We start from the raw sequence: 15,674 nt of genomic DNA, 5'->3' as shown, positions 1-15,674 counted from the left end.
TTGTGAGTCAGTTTTGTTTATTTTAAGTTTCTTCCGGCTAAGGCTGTTTCAACGGCAAGCGAAAGCTCGGCCCATGTAAGGTCAAGCTGCTCAAGTACGTCGCGACCCTCCGGCGATAGCACGTAATACTTCCTGGGTGGCCCCGATGTTGACTCGACCCAGTTATAAGTTAACAATCCGTTATTTTTCAGGCGGGTTAAAAGGGGGTACAGTGTACCTTCCACTACAAGCATCTTTGCTTTTTTTAATTCGGCAATGATATCAGATGCATAGGTTTCGCCTTTTGAAATTATGGAGAGGATACAGTACTCTAATATCCCCTTTCGCATTTGCGTTTGTGTGTTCTCTACAATCATAATACAAAGATATATGTTTTAGATTGTATTATGCAATACATAGTACTAATTTATTTTACTGACTAATAAGTCATTTTTGTATATCGGCTATAGAAATAATATTTTTTATATGAAAATCATCTTAACTTTATATTAATTAATGATTAACTGACTTTATTGGACTGAAAACATGAAAAAACTTCTACTCGTAAGTTTGTGTGTTCTGTTTTGCTATCTGCAAACTTTCGCACAAAATCGTACCGTAAGCGGTACTGTAATTGCTAAGGAGGATGGTACTCCCATACCGGGTGTCGGCGTTAAAATCAAGGGTACAACCATTGGCGTTGTAACCGGTGTTGACGGCAAGTACTCCATTAACGTGCCGGCATCAGGCACAACATTAGTATTCACTTTTATTGGTTACGCTCCGCAGGAGAAACTAATTGTAAGTAATACAGTAAATGTTACACTCGAACTTTCTAACAAACAATTGGGTGAGGTGGTAGTAACTGCACTGGGTATTACCAGAGAATCAAAATCACTCGGTTATTCCGTTGGTGTGATCAAAGGCGATGACTTGACACAATCGCGCGAAACCAACGTTGTTAACTCGTTAGCAGGTAAACTTGCCGGTGTTAACGTAACATCATCATCAGGTACATTAGGTGGCGGATCTAAAATTGTATTGCGAGGAGCAACATCTTTAGGTTCTGATATCCAACCTATTTTTGTTGTGGATGGTTTGCCAATTGACAACCAGGCACAGCAGTTATCTACAGTTAACGGTGTTGCACAGGGAACCAGCTCCGTTGATTTTGGAAACAGGGCATCGGACATTAATGAGGACGATATCGAGTCGATCACGGTATTGAAAGGTGCTGCAGCATCTGCGCTGTATGGAACACGTGCAAAAAACGGGGCTATCATTATCACTACCAAACGTGGAAAGAAAGGCGCTGCTACAATTGATATTAATTCAAGCATACGCTTTGATAATGTTTTGGTTTTACCTGATTATCAAAATGAATATGCGCAGGGTAATCACGGCCTATATGGTACAAATGCCAACCCAACTGCGCTAAGTGCTTCAATTAATGGTTGGGGGCCTAAAATAAGTGAGGTTCAAGGAAGAACATTTACCAACTTTTTAAATCAGCAGGTAGCATTGCAGGCTTATCCTGATAATGTTAAAGATTTCTTTAAAACCGGTAAAACTGTAATTAACTCTGTAGCAATGGGTGGTGCAGACGAAACAGGCGATTACCGTATTACCTTTGATAATACCATTCAACGAGGTACTATTGAACAACAAGAGCTTAACAAAAATGCGATAAGCTTTAATGGCGGTAAAAAATTGCCATACGGTTTTGATATCAGAACCAATCTGAATTATACACGTACTGTTGGCGATGGTTTAGCGGTTCAAAGTTCTAATAATCCTAACGTGCTTACCTCATTAATATTCGGGTTACCAAGAACAATTGATATCAATCAATTACGTGATAACTATATTGACCCGGTTACCGGTCAGCAAAACGCGTTAAACTCATCTAAAAACTCGAACAACCCTTATTGGATCATTAACAACAATAAGTTTGGGAATAGTGTTGACCGCTTTTTTGGAAACGCTATTTTGAGTTACAAACCAACTAGTTGGTTAACATTATCTGATAATATTGGTACAGATTTTTATACTGAGTTTCGTAAAGGTGTAACACGACCAGGAACGATAGGTGCATTAACTGGTAACTTTTTTACAGGTAATATTTATAACCGTGTAATAAACAATGATTTTCTTGCAACCCTTGATACCAAGGTAACTAAAGATCTGGCTTTGAAATTTATTGCTGGTTATAACGTGTACGAGGCTTATTACCGCAGGGATCAATCAGATGCACAAACGCTTACAGTAGATCAGTTATACAACTTTTCGAATGCTGCATCAGTAACTACTACCAACACATCTAATTTAAGAAGATTGCAAGGTGTATATGGTGATTTAGGTTTATCATATAAAAGCTTTTTATATGTAGACGTAACCGCCAGGAATGACTGGAGTTCTACTCTGCCAAAAATAAACAACTCATATTTTTATCCATCAGTTAGCGCGGGTTTTGTATTCAGCGAATTGCTACCGGCAAATAAATGGTTATCTTATGGTAAATTAAGGGCAAGTTATGCCAACGTGGGCGGCGATACAAGTCCTTACCAATTGGCATTTACATATGCTCCGGTTAGCACTGCATTTGCGCAATACGGTTATGGTTCAAGCTTTCCATTTAACGGTTTAATTGCATTTGGTATTCCTTCAACCGTGCCGCCTTTAGATCTGTTAAAACCACAAGATCAAAAAACGAATGAGATTGGTACAGAATTGAGATTTTTAAACGACAGGGTTAGATTGGACGTTACTTATTATAACTCTAAAACATCTAATCAAATTATCTCTTTAGGATTACCTCAATCCAGTGGCTATGCAGCCAAACTTATTAATGCCGGTTCGATCACAAATAATGGATGGGAAGTTCAGTTAGGTGTTACACCAGTTAAGCTAAAAACATTCAGCTGGGATATAGATGCAAACTGGTCAAGAAACACCCAAACCATTGATTTGCCTGCCGAAGCTCCATTATATGTTGTACAAAGCGGTTGGAGCGGATTGCAACTAAAAGCTGAGCCTGGTACATCTGTTGGTATTTACGGCACTGCCTGGGTGCGCGATCCTGATGGTAATATTGTGATTGACCCCGCTACAGGTTTAAGAAAAACAGTTTTAGATAAAAGATTAGGCAGTGTTAACCCTGATTGGGTAGGAGGTATCACTAACACTGTTAGATACAAAGGGTTTGCATTAAGCTTCCTTATTCAGGCCCGTAAAGGCGGTATAATGTATTCAAATACAGTATCAACATTGCGTACAACCGGTTTAGCTCAAGAAACTGCTTTGAACAGGGGTAATATATTTATAGATAAAGGCGTTGTAGCATCTGGCTCTACATTTATTCCAAATACAGTACCTGTACAAAGTATGCAGGATTATTGGGGCCAATATTCAACAACCAATACTGAAGCAAATATATTCGATGCTTCTTTTGTTAAGTTAAAACAAGCAACATTGAAATATACTTTTCCGCAAGCCTTTCTTGATAAACATGCTAAATACTTTAAAGGCTTAACAATAGGTGTTGAAGGACGTAACATATGGATCATATCTAAAAACGTTCCTTACATTGATCCTGAAGTTAACTTCTTTGGATCTGGTGCCGCAGGTGATGGGGTTGAATTTAACTCTCAGCCATCAACAAGAACTATCGGCTTTAACCTGGGAATCAAATTTTAATTTTAAAAACATGAAAAAGAAATTTATATATGCATTTTTAGGTGTTATAACGCTAAGTTTAAGCCTAACATCCTGCAAAAAATATTTGGATATCAATAAAAATCCAAACTCGGCAGAAGCTGTCGATCCTAAATTGTTATTTGCATATGCTGCAACTACGTATGTTGATTTACGTGCCAGCGGCGACTATTGGATACCTTTCGCTTTAGCCGGACAAACCGTTAGCGATGGCGGAAATAATCCAACAGGCTGGGGCATACCTGATGCCGGGGAATATGTTATATCAACATTTAGTACAGGTAACTCATGGAGATCTTTATATACTACCATGGGTGGAAATTTAAGACAAGCCATTAGCCTTGCAGAATCAGCATCGCCTAAAAACAATAACGCTGCTGCACAATGTAAGGTGTTATTAGCCCTGGCTTTTTATGATGCTACTACAATGTATGGTGATGTACCTTATACAGAGGCGATCAACCCGCTTATCAGCTATCCGCACTTTGATTCGCAACAAACCGTGCTGGAGGGTGTAGTTGCTACTTTGAATGATGCAATTGCTCAATTTGATACGTCAAGCCCGTTAAAAATAGGAGGTATTGCTGCAATTGATGATCCGTTTTATGGAGGAGACATCGCAAAATGGAAAAGGTTGGCTACCTCGCTTAAATTGCGTACCTTAATGGTATTAGTTGATAAAGACCCTACTAAGGCCACACAAATTGGCGCAATGCTTACAGCGGGTGGTTTGATTAGTTCTGCAGCTGATAATTTTAAGATACCTTTCCAAAATGTTACTCAAAAGAACAATCCTAAATATGCAATCAACCTGCAATATAATGGCGGTATCAGCTTCTTTTTTGCTTCAAAATACATTACAGATGTGTTAGATCCGGTTAACGATCCCCGTTTGCCTAAACTGTTTGATAAACCTGCAGGCGCAACACACTATGTAGGTATTACACAAGGTGATGACGGCGATGATACATTAAACCCAAGAATATCTGCAAGTTTACATACTGCTACAGAGCCCGAAACCATATATGATTACCAGGATGAATTATTTTATGAAGCTGAAATATATGCAAGAGGCTTAGGTGTTCCGGTAAATTTAGTTACTGCGGCCGCTTTATATAAGCAAGCTGTAGCCGAATCGTGTAAGTTTTATGGTGTAGATGCAACTACTGCAAATACATTCTCAACTACGGGTTTACCTGCTTTTACCGTTACACCGGTTGCAAATATTCATTACCAACACTGGATAGATCTGATGGACAGGCCATTAGAAGCCTTTACAGAATGGAGAAGATCAGGCCCTGAAGGTAGCGAAGTGCCAAACTTACAAATACCTACAGGTGCACCGGCAAACGGCTTGTTTAGGAGATATGAGTATCCTATTACAAACGAGATTTCGGTAAATCCATTCGCTCCTAAAACCGTAATTAAATATTACACTAAACAATGGTTTGATCTTTAAACTATACGATTATGAAAAAAATAACTTTATATATACTATTTGCCTTGGTCACCGGTATAGGTTTTCAATCATGCAAAAAAGCATCCCCCGGCGATAACTATGATTTTAGCAATAGCATACCTCCGTATGTAACCTTAACAAGTAAAAGCGTTAGCGTTGCAGCTGGCACAAACACAGGGAATGTTAATATTAACGTGCGCGATGTACTTGAACAAGCTGTTACCATCACTTATAACTTAAGTGGTATTGTTACGGCAACAAACCAAACTGTTGTTTTACCAAAGGAAACTTTAAGTGTGAACGCTGTTGTTACCCGCCCTGCAACAGGTACAACTACAGGCAACGTAAACCTAACAATTGTGAAAGCCACCAAAGCAGATGGTACAGCAATGACCATTGGGCAGGATAATGTTGCAGCTAATCAGGTAGCAGTTGTAAAATTCAATTAAATAATTATTCGTCAATTAAAAAGGGATGCCAATTTTGGCATCCCTTTTTTGTTAAAGACAGCTTTATTTCTTATCTACACTATAACTACCAGGGCCAATAAATAACAAGCCTAAAAATACAACGCCATCTTCAATGGCATGCGCGGCCTGCTCAATGCCGCCACCGGTGCCAAAATGCATTAAGGTGGCAACTATCATATTAATTAAAAGTAAGAAACACACCGGGCGGAATGCCAGGCCCAGTACCAGTAAAAAGCCACCAAAGGTTTCGGTACAGGCGGCCAAAAAACCCCATGCTTTTGGCAAAAAGTGTATGCCTGCATATTTTGTAGCGCTGCCTATGGCTTCCCATTTTTCGGGCCCGCCTAACAATTTGGGATAACCGTGTAAAACAAACATTACCCCAAGGCCAACCCGCATAAACAGCAGGCCGGTATTTCTGTATTTTCCTAATTGCGCAAATAGTGCCATGTTAAATATATTTAGCGTGTGTATAATGAGTTTCTACTTTAAAATGCAAATCGCGACCTAATATTAATGCCCGGTTATCGGGTATATGCCCTGCGGGGAAATCAAAGCATACGGGGTAATTATAATCTTTTACCACCTCCATTACAATTTGTTGTATGGTTTGCCCGAAAGGGATGTCGTTATCCTTCACCTCGGTAAAACCGCCAACCATCAATCCCGCAAGGTTAGTTAATTTACCCGCACGTTTTAAGGTGCGCAGCATACGATCGGTACTGTACAGGTACTCGCCAACATCTTCAATAAATAAGATCTTGTTATCGTAACTAAAATCAGATGCCGAGCCCAGCATCGCGATAAGCAAAGATAGATTACCGCCAATTAAAATACCTTCAGCCTCGCCCGGTCTGTTCTCACTATGTGATCTGAAATCGTATTCAATATTCTCACCAAACAAAGCGTTTTTAAGCGTTTTAAGCGATGTTGCCGATGCGTCGGGAATAGTTATGGGCATTTGTCCGTGAATGCTTTGTAGCGCGTGATTTGCCCAAATGTGGCTATGTAAAACGGTAATATCACTAAAGCCAACGAGCCACTTTGGATTCTTAGCAAAATCAGTAAAATCAAGATCATCAATAATACGGATAGTACCATAGCCGCCACGCGCGGCAAAAATGGCTTTAATGCTATTGTCATCCAGAAAACGCTGCATATCGCGGGCACGCAAAGCATCATCACCTGCAAATTGGTGAAATGATGCTGTTACCGTTTCGCCCAACACAACCTCCAGCCCCCACGACTCTAACAATGCAACAGCATCCGTCATCGGTTTAGGCAATTTTTTTGCCGGGCATGTTATTGCGATCTTGTCGCCGGGTTTAAGGTAGGGTGGATGATTCTTGCCTGTCATTTTTGTTATTTATTTCGAATTTCGGATTTTCAATTTCGGATTTCTGCCTGTCAAATCAAAATATTGAGAATCAAACTAAATTCGAAATTGAACATTCGAAATTCGAAATCAAAATCACATCCGAAATCAAAACACTATCTTTGCCCCTCAAAACAATACCGCTTAATAATTGGAACCACAAAAATATAAACGTTACACCATTACGGCCGCACTGCCGTATGCAAATGGTCCAAAACATATTGGCCACCTTGCGGGAGCCTATATCCCTGCTGATTTATATGCCCGCTACCTGCGCCTGCAAAAGCGCGATGTGGTTTTTGTTTGTGGAAGCGATGAGCACGGTACCGCCATTGCCAACCAAGCTATGAAGGAGCATACCACGCCCCGCGAAATAGTAGATAAATACCATGCCCTGATTGAAAAATGTTTTGCTGAAATAGGAATATCGTTTGATATTTACCACCGCACCAGTTCGCAGTTGCACCATGAAACCGCGCAGGACTTTTTTACCAACCTGAACGATAAAAACATTTTTGTTGAAAAGGAAAACGAACAGTATTACGATGAGCATGCTTCAGCATTTTTAGCCGACCGCTACATTATGGGTACCTGCCCCAACTGTGGTAACGAGAACGCCTACGGCGACCAGTGCGAAAAATGCGGAACAAGCTTAAGTCCGGAAGAACTGATCAATCCACGATCGACCCTGAGTGGTAATAAACCCGTTTTAAAGCCAACCAAACACTGGTATTTACCTTTGAATAAGTACGAGGATTGGCTAAAGGAATGGATATTACAGGGCCATGCGCACGATTGGCGCAGCACCGTTTACGGCCAGTGCAAAAGCTGGATTGACGGCGGCCTGCATCCCCGCGCCGTAACGCGCGATCTGGATTGGGGCATAAAAGTACCCGTACAAGGCGCGGATGGCAAGGTGTTGTATGTTTGGTTTGATGCACCTATAGGCTATATATCGGCCACTAAACAATGGGCCATTAATAATAATAAAGACTGGAAACCATACTGGCAGGATAAAGAAAGCAAGCTGGTTCATTTTATTGGTAAAGACAATATTGTGTTCCATTGCATTGTGTTCCCGGTGATGCTGAAGGCACACGGCAATTATATATTGCCTGATAACGTGCCCGCCAACGAGTTTATGAATCTGGAGGGCGATAAGATGAGCACCAGCCGTGGTTGGAGCATAGAGATGCACGAGTACCTTGAGGATCTGCCAGGCAAAGTTGACGAGCTGCGTTATTACCTTACCGCCATAGCACCAGAAAGCGCCGACAGCGAGTTTACCTGGAAAGATTACCAGGCTCGAGTAAATAACGAGTTGGTGGCCATACTGGGTAACTTTGTAAACCGGGTGATGATATTGATGCACAAGTTTTACGATGGAAAAATAGAAAGCGACAGCGCCACCATTACTTTGCAGGACGATAACCTGAACACCGAATTAGGCAGGTTGTATGATGAAATGGAGCGTAATTTTGAAGGTTATAAGTTCCGCTCAGCGCAGCAAACCATGATGGAGATTGCCCGCTTAGGCAACCGTTACCTTACGGAGAAGGAGCCATGGAAAACCATTAAAGAGTATCCTGCCGAAGCAAAGCTGGCCCTGCATAATTGTTTGATATTGATAGGTCATGTAGCCACTTGTATGCAGCCCTTTTTACCTAATACCGCTAAAAAGATATTCGGCATGCTGAACCGGGAAAAAGATACTGTTGCCTTTGATGAGGAAATGATATTTGCAAACGGACATCAATTGAATCCGGCTTCATTACTGTTCGAGAAGGTAGAGGACGAGTTAATAGAACGCCAGATTCAAAAGCTCATCGACAAAAAGTTAGCGATAGAAGGCCCGGCAGTAGTTGCCGATGCGCCTGTTATCCCTGCAAAGGAAAACATCAGTTTCGACCAGTTTGCCGCCATGGATGTGCGTATAGGTACCATCCTGACCGCCGAAAAGGTAGCCAAAACCAAAAAGCTGATGAAACTGACCATAGATACCGGTATCGACCAGCGCACCGTAGTATCGGGCATAGCCGAACATTACGAACCCGAAGGCATCATTGGCCAGCAGGTAAGCATCCTGGTAAACCTTGAGCCCCGCGAAATTAAAGGCATCCTATCGCAAGGGATGATATTGATGGCCGAGAATGCCGAAGGTAAACTTAGTTTTGTTACACCATCGGTGTGGATGCCCAATGGATCAGTAGTACGGTAAATGTGCAAATGAGTAGATGTGTAAATGCTTTTCCGCGTTGAAAAATACAAATTTGGACGTATGCAGATAGATTTAAAATTTGCACCTATACACATACGCACATTTGCACATTATTTCTACATTTGCACATTGAATAAAAGGTCCCGTAGTTCAACGGATAGAATAGGAGTTTCCTAAACTCTAGATATGAGTTCGATTCTCGTCGGGACCACTTTTTAAATTAAATAAATCCTGTTAGTCAAGCACTTACAGGATTTTTTATTTTAATTTGGATAAATATCGGACACTAAAGTGCCTTTCATGATTATTATTTGAAATGGAAGAGCAACTATCGGCAAGTGCATATCAGGATTCGAACCTGGCTTCATGTATTGCTACACGTTTTCAACCAGCGAAGTATCACCTGCCTACGGCATCTTTCATCAATACCATTAAAAAGAAGAGCAACATTAACCCGCGTTTGATTAGCGATTAACAGTCGAAGTAACGCCTGGTTTACGGCATCTTCTTTTATGTTTATAAAGAGCAACAAGCAGCGTGTGCCTGTCAGGATTCGAACCTGCCCGCTTTCGCGGTTTCACCGGGCGAAGTATCACACACTTACGGCATCTTTATATTTTCAATTTCGTTAAAAAGAAGGGCTAAAATCAATAAGCCATTCATTACCTGCGCGTAGCTATGCCCGCCAACAGGACCGGGTAGAAGTAAGGCTTATTTACGGCACCTTCTTTTTGTTTTTTTACACCGTCGCTAAAGCTAAGGCGTACAAGGTAGAGAGCAACAGGCAACGCGGGAAATTTTGTAAGGAATTGAACCTTATACAGTTTGCACTGCACTGACCACAGCATTTCAGTTTGGGCGAAGTAACCCGCATTTACGGCATCTTTATATTTTTAATAATTTTTAAAAGAAGGGTAAAAAGCAATAAGCCAATCTTTCTTCCCCTGCTCTGATCCATCTGAGCTACATTAATCTAAATCTATGGCCGGACTCGAACCGGCGACCTGGGGGTTAACAACCGAAGTAAGACTTATTTACGACACCTTCTTTTATGTTTTTACGCCGTCGCTAAAGCTAAGGCGTATGAAATAAGGAGCAACAGGCGAACGCGGGACGGGGATACGCATGCGGACTCGAACCACCAGCATCACTGTTGCGACACTGCCCTTCCCCTTGTGAGCGCGAAGTAACCCGTTTCTACGGCATCCTTATGTTTTAATTTCTTTTTAAAAGTATGGGGCATTAGCCACCCCATACCGGTTTTACAATTCTATCTGGTTGATAGCATCCAGTGCCGAGCCTCCGGCTTCCAACGCGGCTAATACGTCGAAAACTTTATCGCTCCAGCCGGCTACCAGGTACACATCGTTTTGCAACAGTGTGAGTGGCGACTGGCCGTAACCCTTCAAGTCAAACAAATAGAGTTTGGCCTGTGGGGCAACCTGGCGCTTGTAACGCTCCCAGTAGTACTGGATATGCAGTTTCGAGCCATCGGCAGCGCTGTTCCACAACTGGCAATCGGTGAAGAGGAATACTTTATCCATGATCACCTTACGGGATAGTATATCCTGTATCACCAGGTGGCCGTTGGTGCTGTAGCCTACTTCGCCCTCGCGGCGGTAGAACTCCTGCACGTTGCCAAGTATGTTGGCGCGTGGCACCGCTATGGTTTTCCAGGTATCACCAAACATACCTACCTCAACGTTCTTGCAGCGGCTTTGCAGCAGCATGGCCAGCATCAGGCCCACGTCGTACAGCAGTATTTTGCTTTTGGCCGATACCGGTGTCTGCATCGAGCCCGATACGTCGCAAGCCAGTAACACGCGGGTTTCGTAACCGAAACCTTTGATGTTGGCGGCAGCGGCCTGTACGGCTTTTTCCAAAGCGTCCAACAGTTCGCCGGTGTAGCCTTTGTTTTGGCCTTTAAACAACGCGCTCACTTGTTTGTACACGCTTATGGCGGATGTTTTTACCGATGGCTCAGCGATCAGCTCGCGGTAGGCGGCCAGGTAACGGAACGGGAACTGCTTTGCCTTTGCCACTTCATCGGCATCGGCTAAACGGGCGCATACTTTTTGGAAGTGGGTGTAGCTTACGCCCGCCTCCTGTATGTTACGCAGGTTACGCAGCAGGGCCATATAGCCCAGCTTGCCGCTGTCTACCAGTTCTTCCCATTTGGCTTTAAAGGCCGCGGCTTTTGCTTCCTCGCTGTCGAAACCGGCCTGGCCTAGGGCAGATAGTTCAGTTTCCCAGGTGTAAGGGGTTTGCAGGGTACCGGCCACTATTTTGTTGAACAGGGCCTGCTGTGCATCGTCTTTAGCACGTGGGTGCACCAGGAACAACGCGTCGCGCAGTTTGATGGCGGTATCGTGGTTGTACTTGGCAAACTGGTACTCGTCGAAACGGTTGAACGCAGCCTGCAAACCTTTTTGCAATTGCTTGCTTAAGCGGTTCAGCTTTTTGGTGCCGGTACGCTGGTTGAGCATTTCGTAGCAGGCCAGCAGCTCGGTGATCTCGTCGGCACGGTTAACCACGCCTTCGGTTACCCGGGCGACCAGATCGTCGCCCGAGTGCAGCTTAGCCAATTCGGTTACCAGCACCAGCGGTACCGAACGCATATACATTTTGGTGCGCACATACACCGCCAGCTTGCCCACAAACGCAGGGTTACAGGCTGCAATTAATACCTGCAGACGTGCCAAACACACCTCGTTCTTCTCGTAAAAGGAATCGTTTAAGCTCCAGGTAACCACCGCGGTGTACAGCTCCATCTCGGGCGATAACACAAAGGTCTTTGCACCCTCGTGGTTAGTTGTCTGGTTTTTTAATTTGCTTAACAGGTTGAATTTCATTGTGAACCTCCTTTTTTGTTTTGTTGATACAAAGATTGGGAGGTACTGCGCAGTGTATTTGCGCAGGTGGGTAATATTTAAAAAAAGTTTAAGATATTTTTTATTTTTACATGGATTTCCTGAAAAATAACCGTTTAGTAAGCGGAATTGCACCTAAAGAAGGACAAGTTCGATTCCCGCCCTGAGTACATATGTAACGGTTCGACTCCGGCGCTGGGTACAACCCTCTTTAGTGCCGAGTCCCTTCTTCCGCACACCGGGGTTCGAGCCCCATCATTTACCCCAAAGTTTTCGTTTACTTTAAAAATTTGCATAGTTATACCTGTTAACCAGCAATTTGTAAGTTACCATCTTAAAAAAATTAAGAATATGGAAACTAACAAATTTGAAAATTGGGAACCTAAAAGAGTATGAGTTTACAACAAGAATGGTAAAACATTGATCAGCTGCCATTGTGTAGTACCGCAAGACGATTGTTGTTGTGAAGATTGCCAGGAACGACATGGCTACAAAACATGGTATGACCGGGAAAAGAAATGCTTCTGCTATGAGAAAAATGGAGTAGTCAAAATTACTACTTTTGTCTCGGCCGAAGTATTAAATGTTTAGATAATATTTGAATTTTTACTACTGTCCTGCTTGTGGTGATATATCAAGTATCCCACAAGCGAGGACGCTTGCGGGAGCAGGAAAAAAATAACCTTAAAATGATTTAGTCGGAATTTTATCGAACATATTTAACTTAAATTTATCTATTTTTCCAGTTGATTGATTATAATAGGCTTCGTAAAACTCAAATTGCTCTCGCTTCTGAGCTTTGCATTTCTCACGGATGATTTTGATTATTTGTTGTTTATCTGCGACTGGTGTTTTCATTCCAAAAATAACGCCTTTTAATTGTTGAAAGTCGTATGTCAATTTTCGCTTTACAGGATCGTTGTATTCGTAAAGAATATCATTCAGAACCAAGCGATACTCTTCCTCATAAGCCCATTCTTCAAGCTTGACAGAATATGCCTTTTTCGCAGTTGCCCAATATTCTTCACGCCATTTATCGGTGTTAACATCGGTGGCGCAAACGCTTGTCTTACCTAAACTATTTTTATACCAAAGATGATTTAGTGTATACAAAGGCGCTTTACCTAGTGATCTAAAAAAGTCAACCGCTACGTGTTTATTATGATAGCCAATCTTTTGAAAATAATGCTGTTGTAAACCACTTAGTGGTTCATCATAATTATGTCCGTGAGATTTTGTAAGGTTTAGTGTCATTTGTTCTTCAATATAATCAGGCGAAAATATCAAACAAACCCCACGATGATTATCAGCATAGTGTCCCCAAATTGCTGAGTTAGTACAATTTCCGAGAAAAGACGCCGAATACCAATCAGAGAACATTATCTTTTCGAGCTTATCCAAAAAGCTATCGGGCAGCTCAACAGTCAAAAAATATGCGTTAGAGTTCAGGTGCTCTGAGGTTGTGTCATTATACTTCACCGCAAGCGAATGTTGTTTGCGAACTTGGTCAGCCATTGAGAAAATAATATCGGCAGAATTAGTAACACCAACAAGCTTTTTTTCAAGTCGATTAGTCAACTTAGCCAATAAATGGCTCTTTGAAAGATATTTATCCATTTCCGGTAAATCATGATAAAACAAACGTGTTGTACTAAGGCCCGCTTGAAAATACTGGTCAGAAACTGCATTTATAGCGTAGTGTTGAACAAAGGAAAGATAAGGAAGAAGCTCACGCCTTCGAATTGGAGATGTGCGTCCTGTAAGAGCGTCAGGTAATGTCTTAATAAATTTATTTTTGAAAAAAACTACTTTGATTTTTTCAAAAAGACTCAAACTTTGGGGCGTTTCGTTTCCATAACCATACGGATGAAGAGGTAAATCGTCTACTGTAAGCTTTTTTGATTCACCCAACAATAAGTACAAAAAGAACACATGACTTACACAACGTAAATAGTTAATCAAAAAGTTTTCCCAAACGATCTGATCACCTTTCCAAAAAATATCACGATACCCTTCCATGGGGTCATTTAATTGTTCGGGTGACGCAAAATATATTTCTTGTTTAACTAATTCTTGGTGTTGCCCCAACAGATTCTCAATCCGTCGGAATCGGTAAATTTCATTCATGTGTTAGGCTTTGGTTTGATGTCATTTGACTTTGATTTGTTCTATCTTAGCTGTATCATCTAGGTCTTTAATTGTAAAATTCAATTTTCTGTCTCTTCGCTTGCTCATACGTGCCGCGTGTGCTTCAATGTTTTATTCTGCTTTCCGGCGCCACCAACTGTAACCCATCCTTGCTATAAAATATATCAACAAAAAATAATAAGTCGGGAAGTTACCATTACCGCCATCTTTGAATACAAGAACGATTACAAAAAGGCCAACGATTAAAAAAACCGTCAATTTGATTGCAAATTGTTTTAGGTTTTCCTTCCTTGCTTTTCTTGTCCATTTTTTTCTATTCGACTCGTTAACTCTGTTGACTTTTATTTCTTCTGCCTTTAATAGTTCCAGCACCTGTAGGTTGATGTCGGCCCATTGTTCATGATTTTCGAGGGTAAATGCCTCATAGAGACTCAGGAAATTTATCAGCTCTTCCTGAAGTTGGTTTTCATTAGGTAAATAATACATCACATAATCCTCAAAAACGTAGATCGTATTATTTTCAAACGAGGTTAGTGTATTCCATGATGATAAATTGCCGACGGTAGTAGCTACTTTTTCTGCTTCTTCAAAATTGAAGATAGGGTATCGGTGATATATAAGAGCCAAAAGCACCCTATAGCAAATAGGATCGTTTGATGGGGTAACATATTCGTTGATTATCTCGATAAGGTGATTCGCATTGTTACCTAACGATATTTCAATAAAAAGGTAATCAGGTTCATCGGTGTTTGTTATGATATCGTCGGCCCATTGTATCACCTCATCTTTTTGTATGATACCTTTGCTTAGACCCAAATGAAACACCTCCAGTAGTAATAAAAAGTCATTGAGTTTAGGCGTTTCCATCTGTATGTAATATTATGTATAATTTTATAATTATCTGCCGAGGGCTTCCATTTCCCCCCAATTTTCACGATATTGTATCGAAAGCTGCGAGAGCGTTTTGGGGAGTAGAAGCATTTTAAAATATATCCACCTTTACCCCCTGTCATTTCGACCAGAGGGAGAAAACTTCTTCAACCTGACCGGCCGTAGGCACTCGCTTTGAGAAGTTTTCTCCTCCTTACAGTCGTTCGAAATGACATGATGGACCAAGTTTTGTTTTTTAATTATACCCATAAATACCCATGTCGCCGGTCGGCGGCTTATGGGTGTGGAATTATCAAAATGGCAATAGCGCACCCAATTTCTCTTTAAAAACACCCAAGAATACCCAAGATTTTCTATAAAATATGGGTGTTGTATTATGAAAACGGCAATTTCTTGTTGGTTCATTACTTCATTGGTGCTGTCGTTGGGTTTACCTGTCGCCTGGTTATCCTTCTGATGGGGTGCCGATCTCAACTTAAGTCGGGACGGCATGACCCGCGTTGGTTACCCATGTCGCTTTGCCGCCTGTCTCAGTGATTGCCACGCTTCG

Annotated in this window: 11 protein-coding genes and 1 tRNA gene; 6 read left to right on the top strand and 6 right to left on the bottom strand. The window is 41.7% G+C overall.

All coding sequences use genetic code 11. The features are described 5' to 3' along the window. Positions 1–17 precede the first annotated feature (17 nt). A complete protein-coding gene (locus KXQ82_RS09960; RefSeq protein ID WP_219488098.1) occupies positions 18–356 on the bottom strand; it encodes a PadR family transcriptional regulator in 339 nt (112 codons plus the stop codon). A 169-nt stretch (positions 357–525) separates the two neighbouring features. On the opposite strand from KXQ82_RS09960, the gene KXQ82_RS09955 reads away from it, so the two are divergent. From KXQ82_RS09955 to KXQ82_RS09945, 3 genes are read left to right on the top strand one after another with little or no spacing between them, the layout of a single operon-like run. Then, positions 526–3,675 (top strand): SusC/RagA family TonB-linked outer membrane protein, encoded by a 3,150-nt coding sequence (locus KXQ82_RS09955; protein ID WP_219488097.1) that lies wholly within the window; start codon positions 526–528, stop codon positions 3,673–3,675. 10 nt (positions 3,676–3,685) lie between these two features. Continuing rightward, positions 3,686–5,152 carry a SusD/RagB family nutrient-binding outer membrane lipoprotein gene (locus KXQ82_RS09950; RefSeq protein WP_219488096.1) on the top strand — a complete coding sequence of 489 codons (1,467 nt, stop codon included), beginning with the start codon at positions 3,686–3,688 and terminating at the stop codon, positions 5,150–5,152. Between the two features lie 11 nt (positions 5,153–5,163). Then, complete coding sequence (locus KXQ82_RS09945) at positions 5,164–5,601, top strand: hypothetical protein (RefSeq protein WP_219488095.1); 438 nt, start codon at positions 5,164–5,166, stop codon at positions 5,599–5,601. 63 nt (positions 5,602–5,664) lie between these two features. Here KXQ82_RS09945 and KXQ82_RS09940 read toward each other — a convergent pair whose 3' ends face one another. Both KXQ82_RS09940 and KXQ82_RS09935 read right to left on the bottom strand, forming a co-directional pair. Continuing rightward, positions 5,665–6,072, bottom strand: coding sequence for a DoxX family protein (locus KXQ82_RS09940; protein ID WP_219488094.1), 408 nt, complete (start codon positions 6,070–6,072; stop codon positions 5,665–5,667). Position 6,073: 1 nt separating this feature from the next. Continuing rightward, positions 6,074–6,979 carry a S66 peptidase family protein gene (locus tag KXQ82_RS09935; RefSeq protein ID WP_219488093.1) on the bottom strand — a complete coding sequence of 302 codons (906 nt, stop codon included), beginning with the start codon at positions 6,977–6,979 and terminating at the stop codon, positions 6,074–6,076. A gap of 169 nt (positions 6,980–7,148) precedes the next feature. On the opposite strand from KXQ82_RS09935, the gene metG reads away from it, so the two are divergent. The 3 genes from metG to KXQ82_RS09920 all read left to right on the top strand — a co-directional run bounded on the left by metG (position 7,149) and on the right by KXQ82_RS09920 (position 9,690). Then, positions 7,149–9,215, top strand: coding sequence for a methionine--tRNA ligase (gene metG, locus KXQ82_RS09930; protein ID WP_219488092.1), 2,067 nt, complete (start codon positions 7,149–7,151; stop codon positions 9,213–9,215). Between the two features lie 139 nt (positions 9,216–9,354). Next, positions 9,355–9,426 (top strand) — tRNA-Arg (locus KXQ82_RS09925). A 105-nt stretch (positions 9,427–9,531) separates the two neighbouring features. Then, positions 9,532–9,690, top strand: coding sequence for a hypothetical protein (locus tag KXQ82_RS09920; protein ID WP_219488091.1), 159 nt, complete (start codon positions 9,532–9,534; stop codon positions 9,688–9,690). 787 nt (positions 9,691–10,477) lie between these two features. Here KXQ82_RS09920 and KXQ82_RS09915 read toward each other — a convergent pair. From KXQ82_RS09915 to KXQ82_RS09905, 3 genes are all read right to left on the bottom strand, one after another. Next, positions 10,478–12,067 (bottom strand): TROVE domain-containing protein, encoded by a 1,590-nt coding sequence (locus KXQ82_RS09915; RefSeq protein WP_219488090.1) that lies wholly within the window; start codon positions 12,065–12,067, stop codon positions 10,478–10,480. A 702-nt stretch (positions 12,068–12,769) separates the two neighbouring features. Further along, positions 12,770–14,212, bottom strand: coding sequence for a DUF2971 domain-containing protein (locus KXQ82_RS09910; protein WP_219488089.1), 1,443 nt, complete (start codon positions 14,210–14,212; stop codon positions 12,770–12,772). A gap of 132 nt (positions 14,213–14,344) precedes the next feature. Next, positions 14,345–15,100: a hypothetical protein gene (locus KXQ82_RS09905; RefSeq protein WP_219488088.1), complete on the bottom strand. Its 756-nt coding sequence runs from the start codon at positions 15,098–15,100 to the stop codon at positions 14,345–14,347. Positions 15,101–15,674: the final 574 nt, after the last annotated feature.

The organism is Mucilaginibacter rivuli (assembly GCF_019391655.1).
Classification (GTDB): Bacteria; Bacteroidota; Bacteroidia; order Sphingobacteriales; family Sphingobacteriaceae; genus Mucilaginibacter; species Mucilaginibacter rivuli.
The sequence above is the reverse complement of the archived record's forward strand: the minus strand, read 5'-3'. Positions and strand labels throughout refer to the sequence as shown.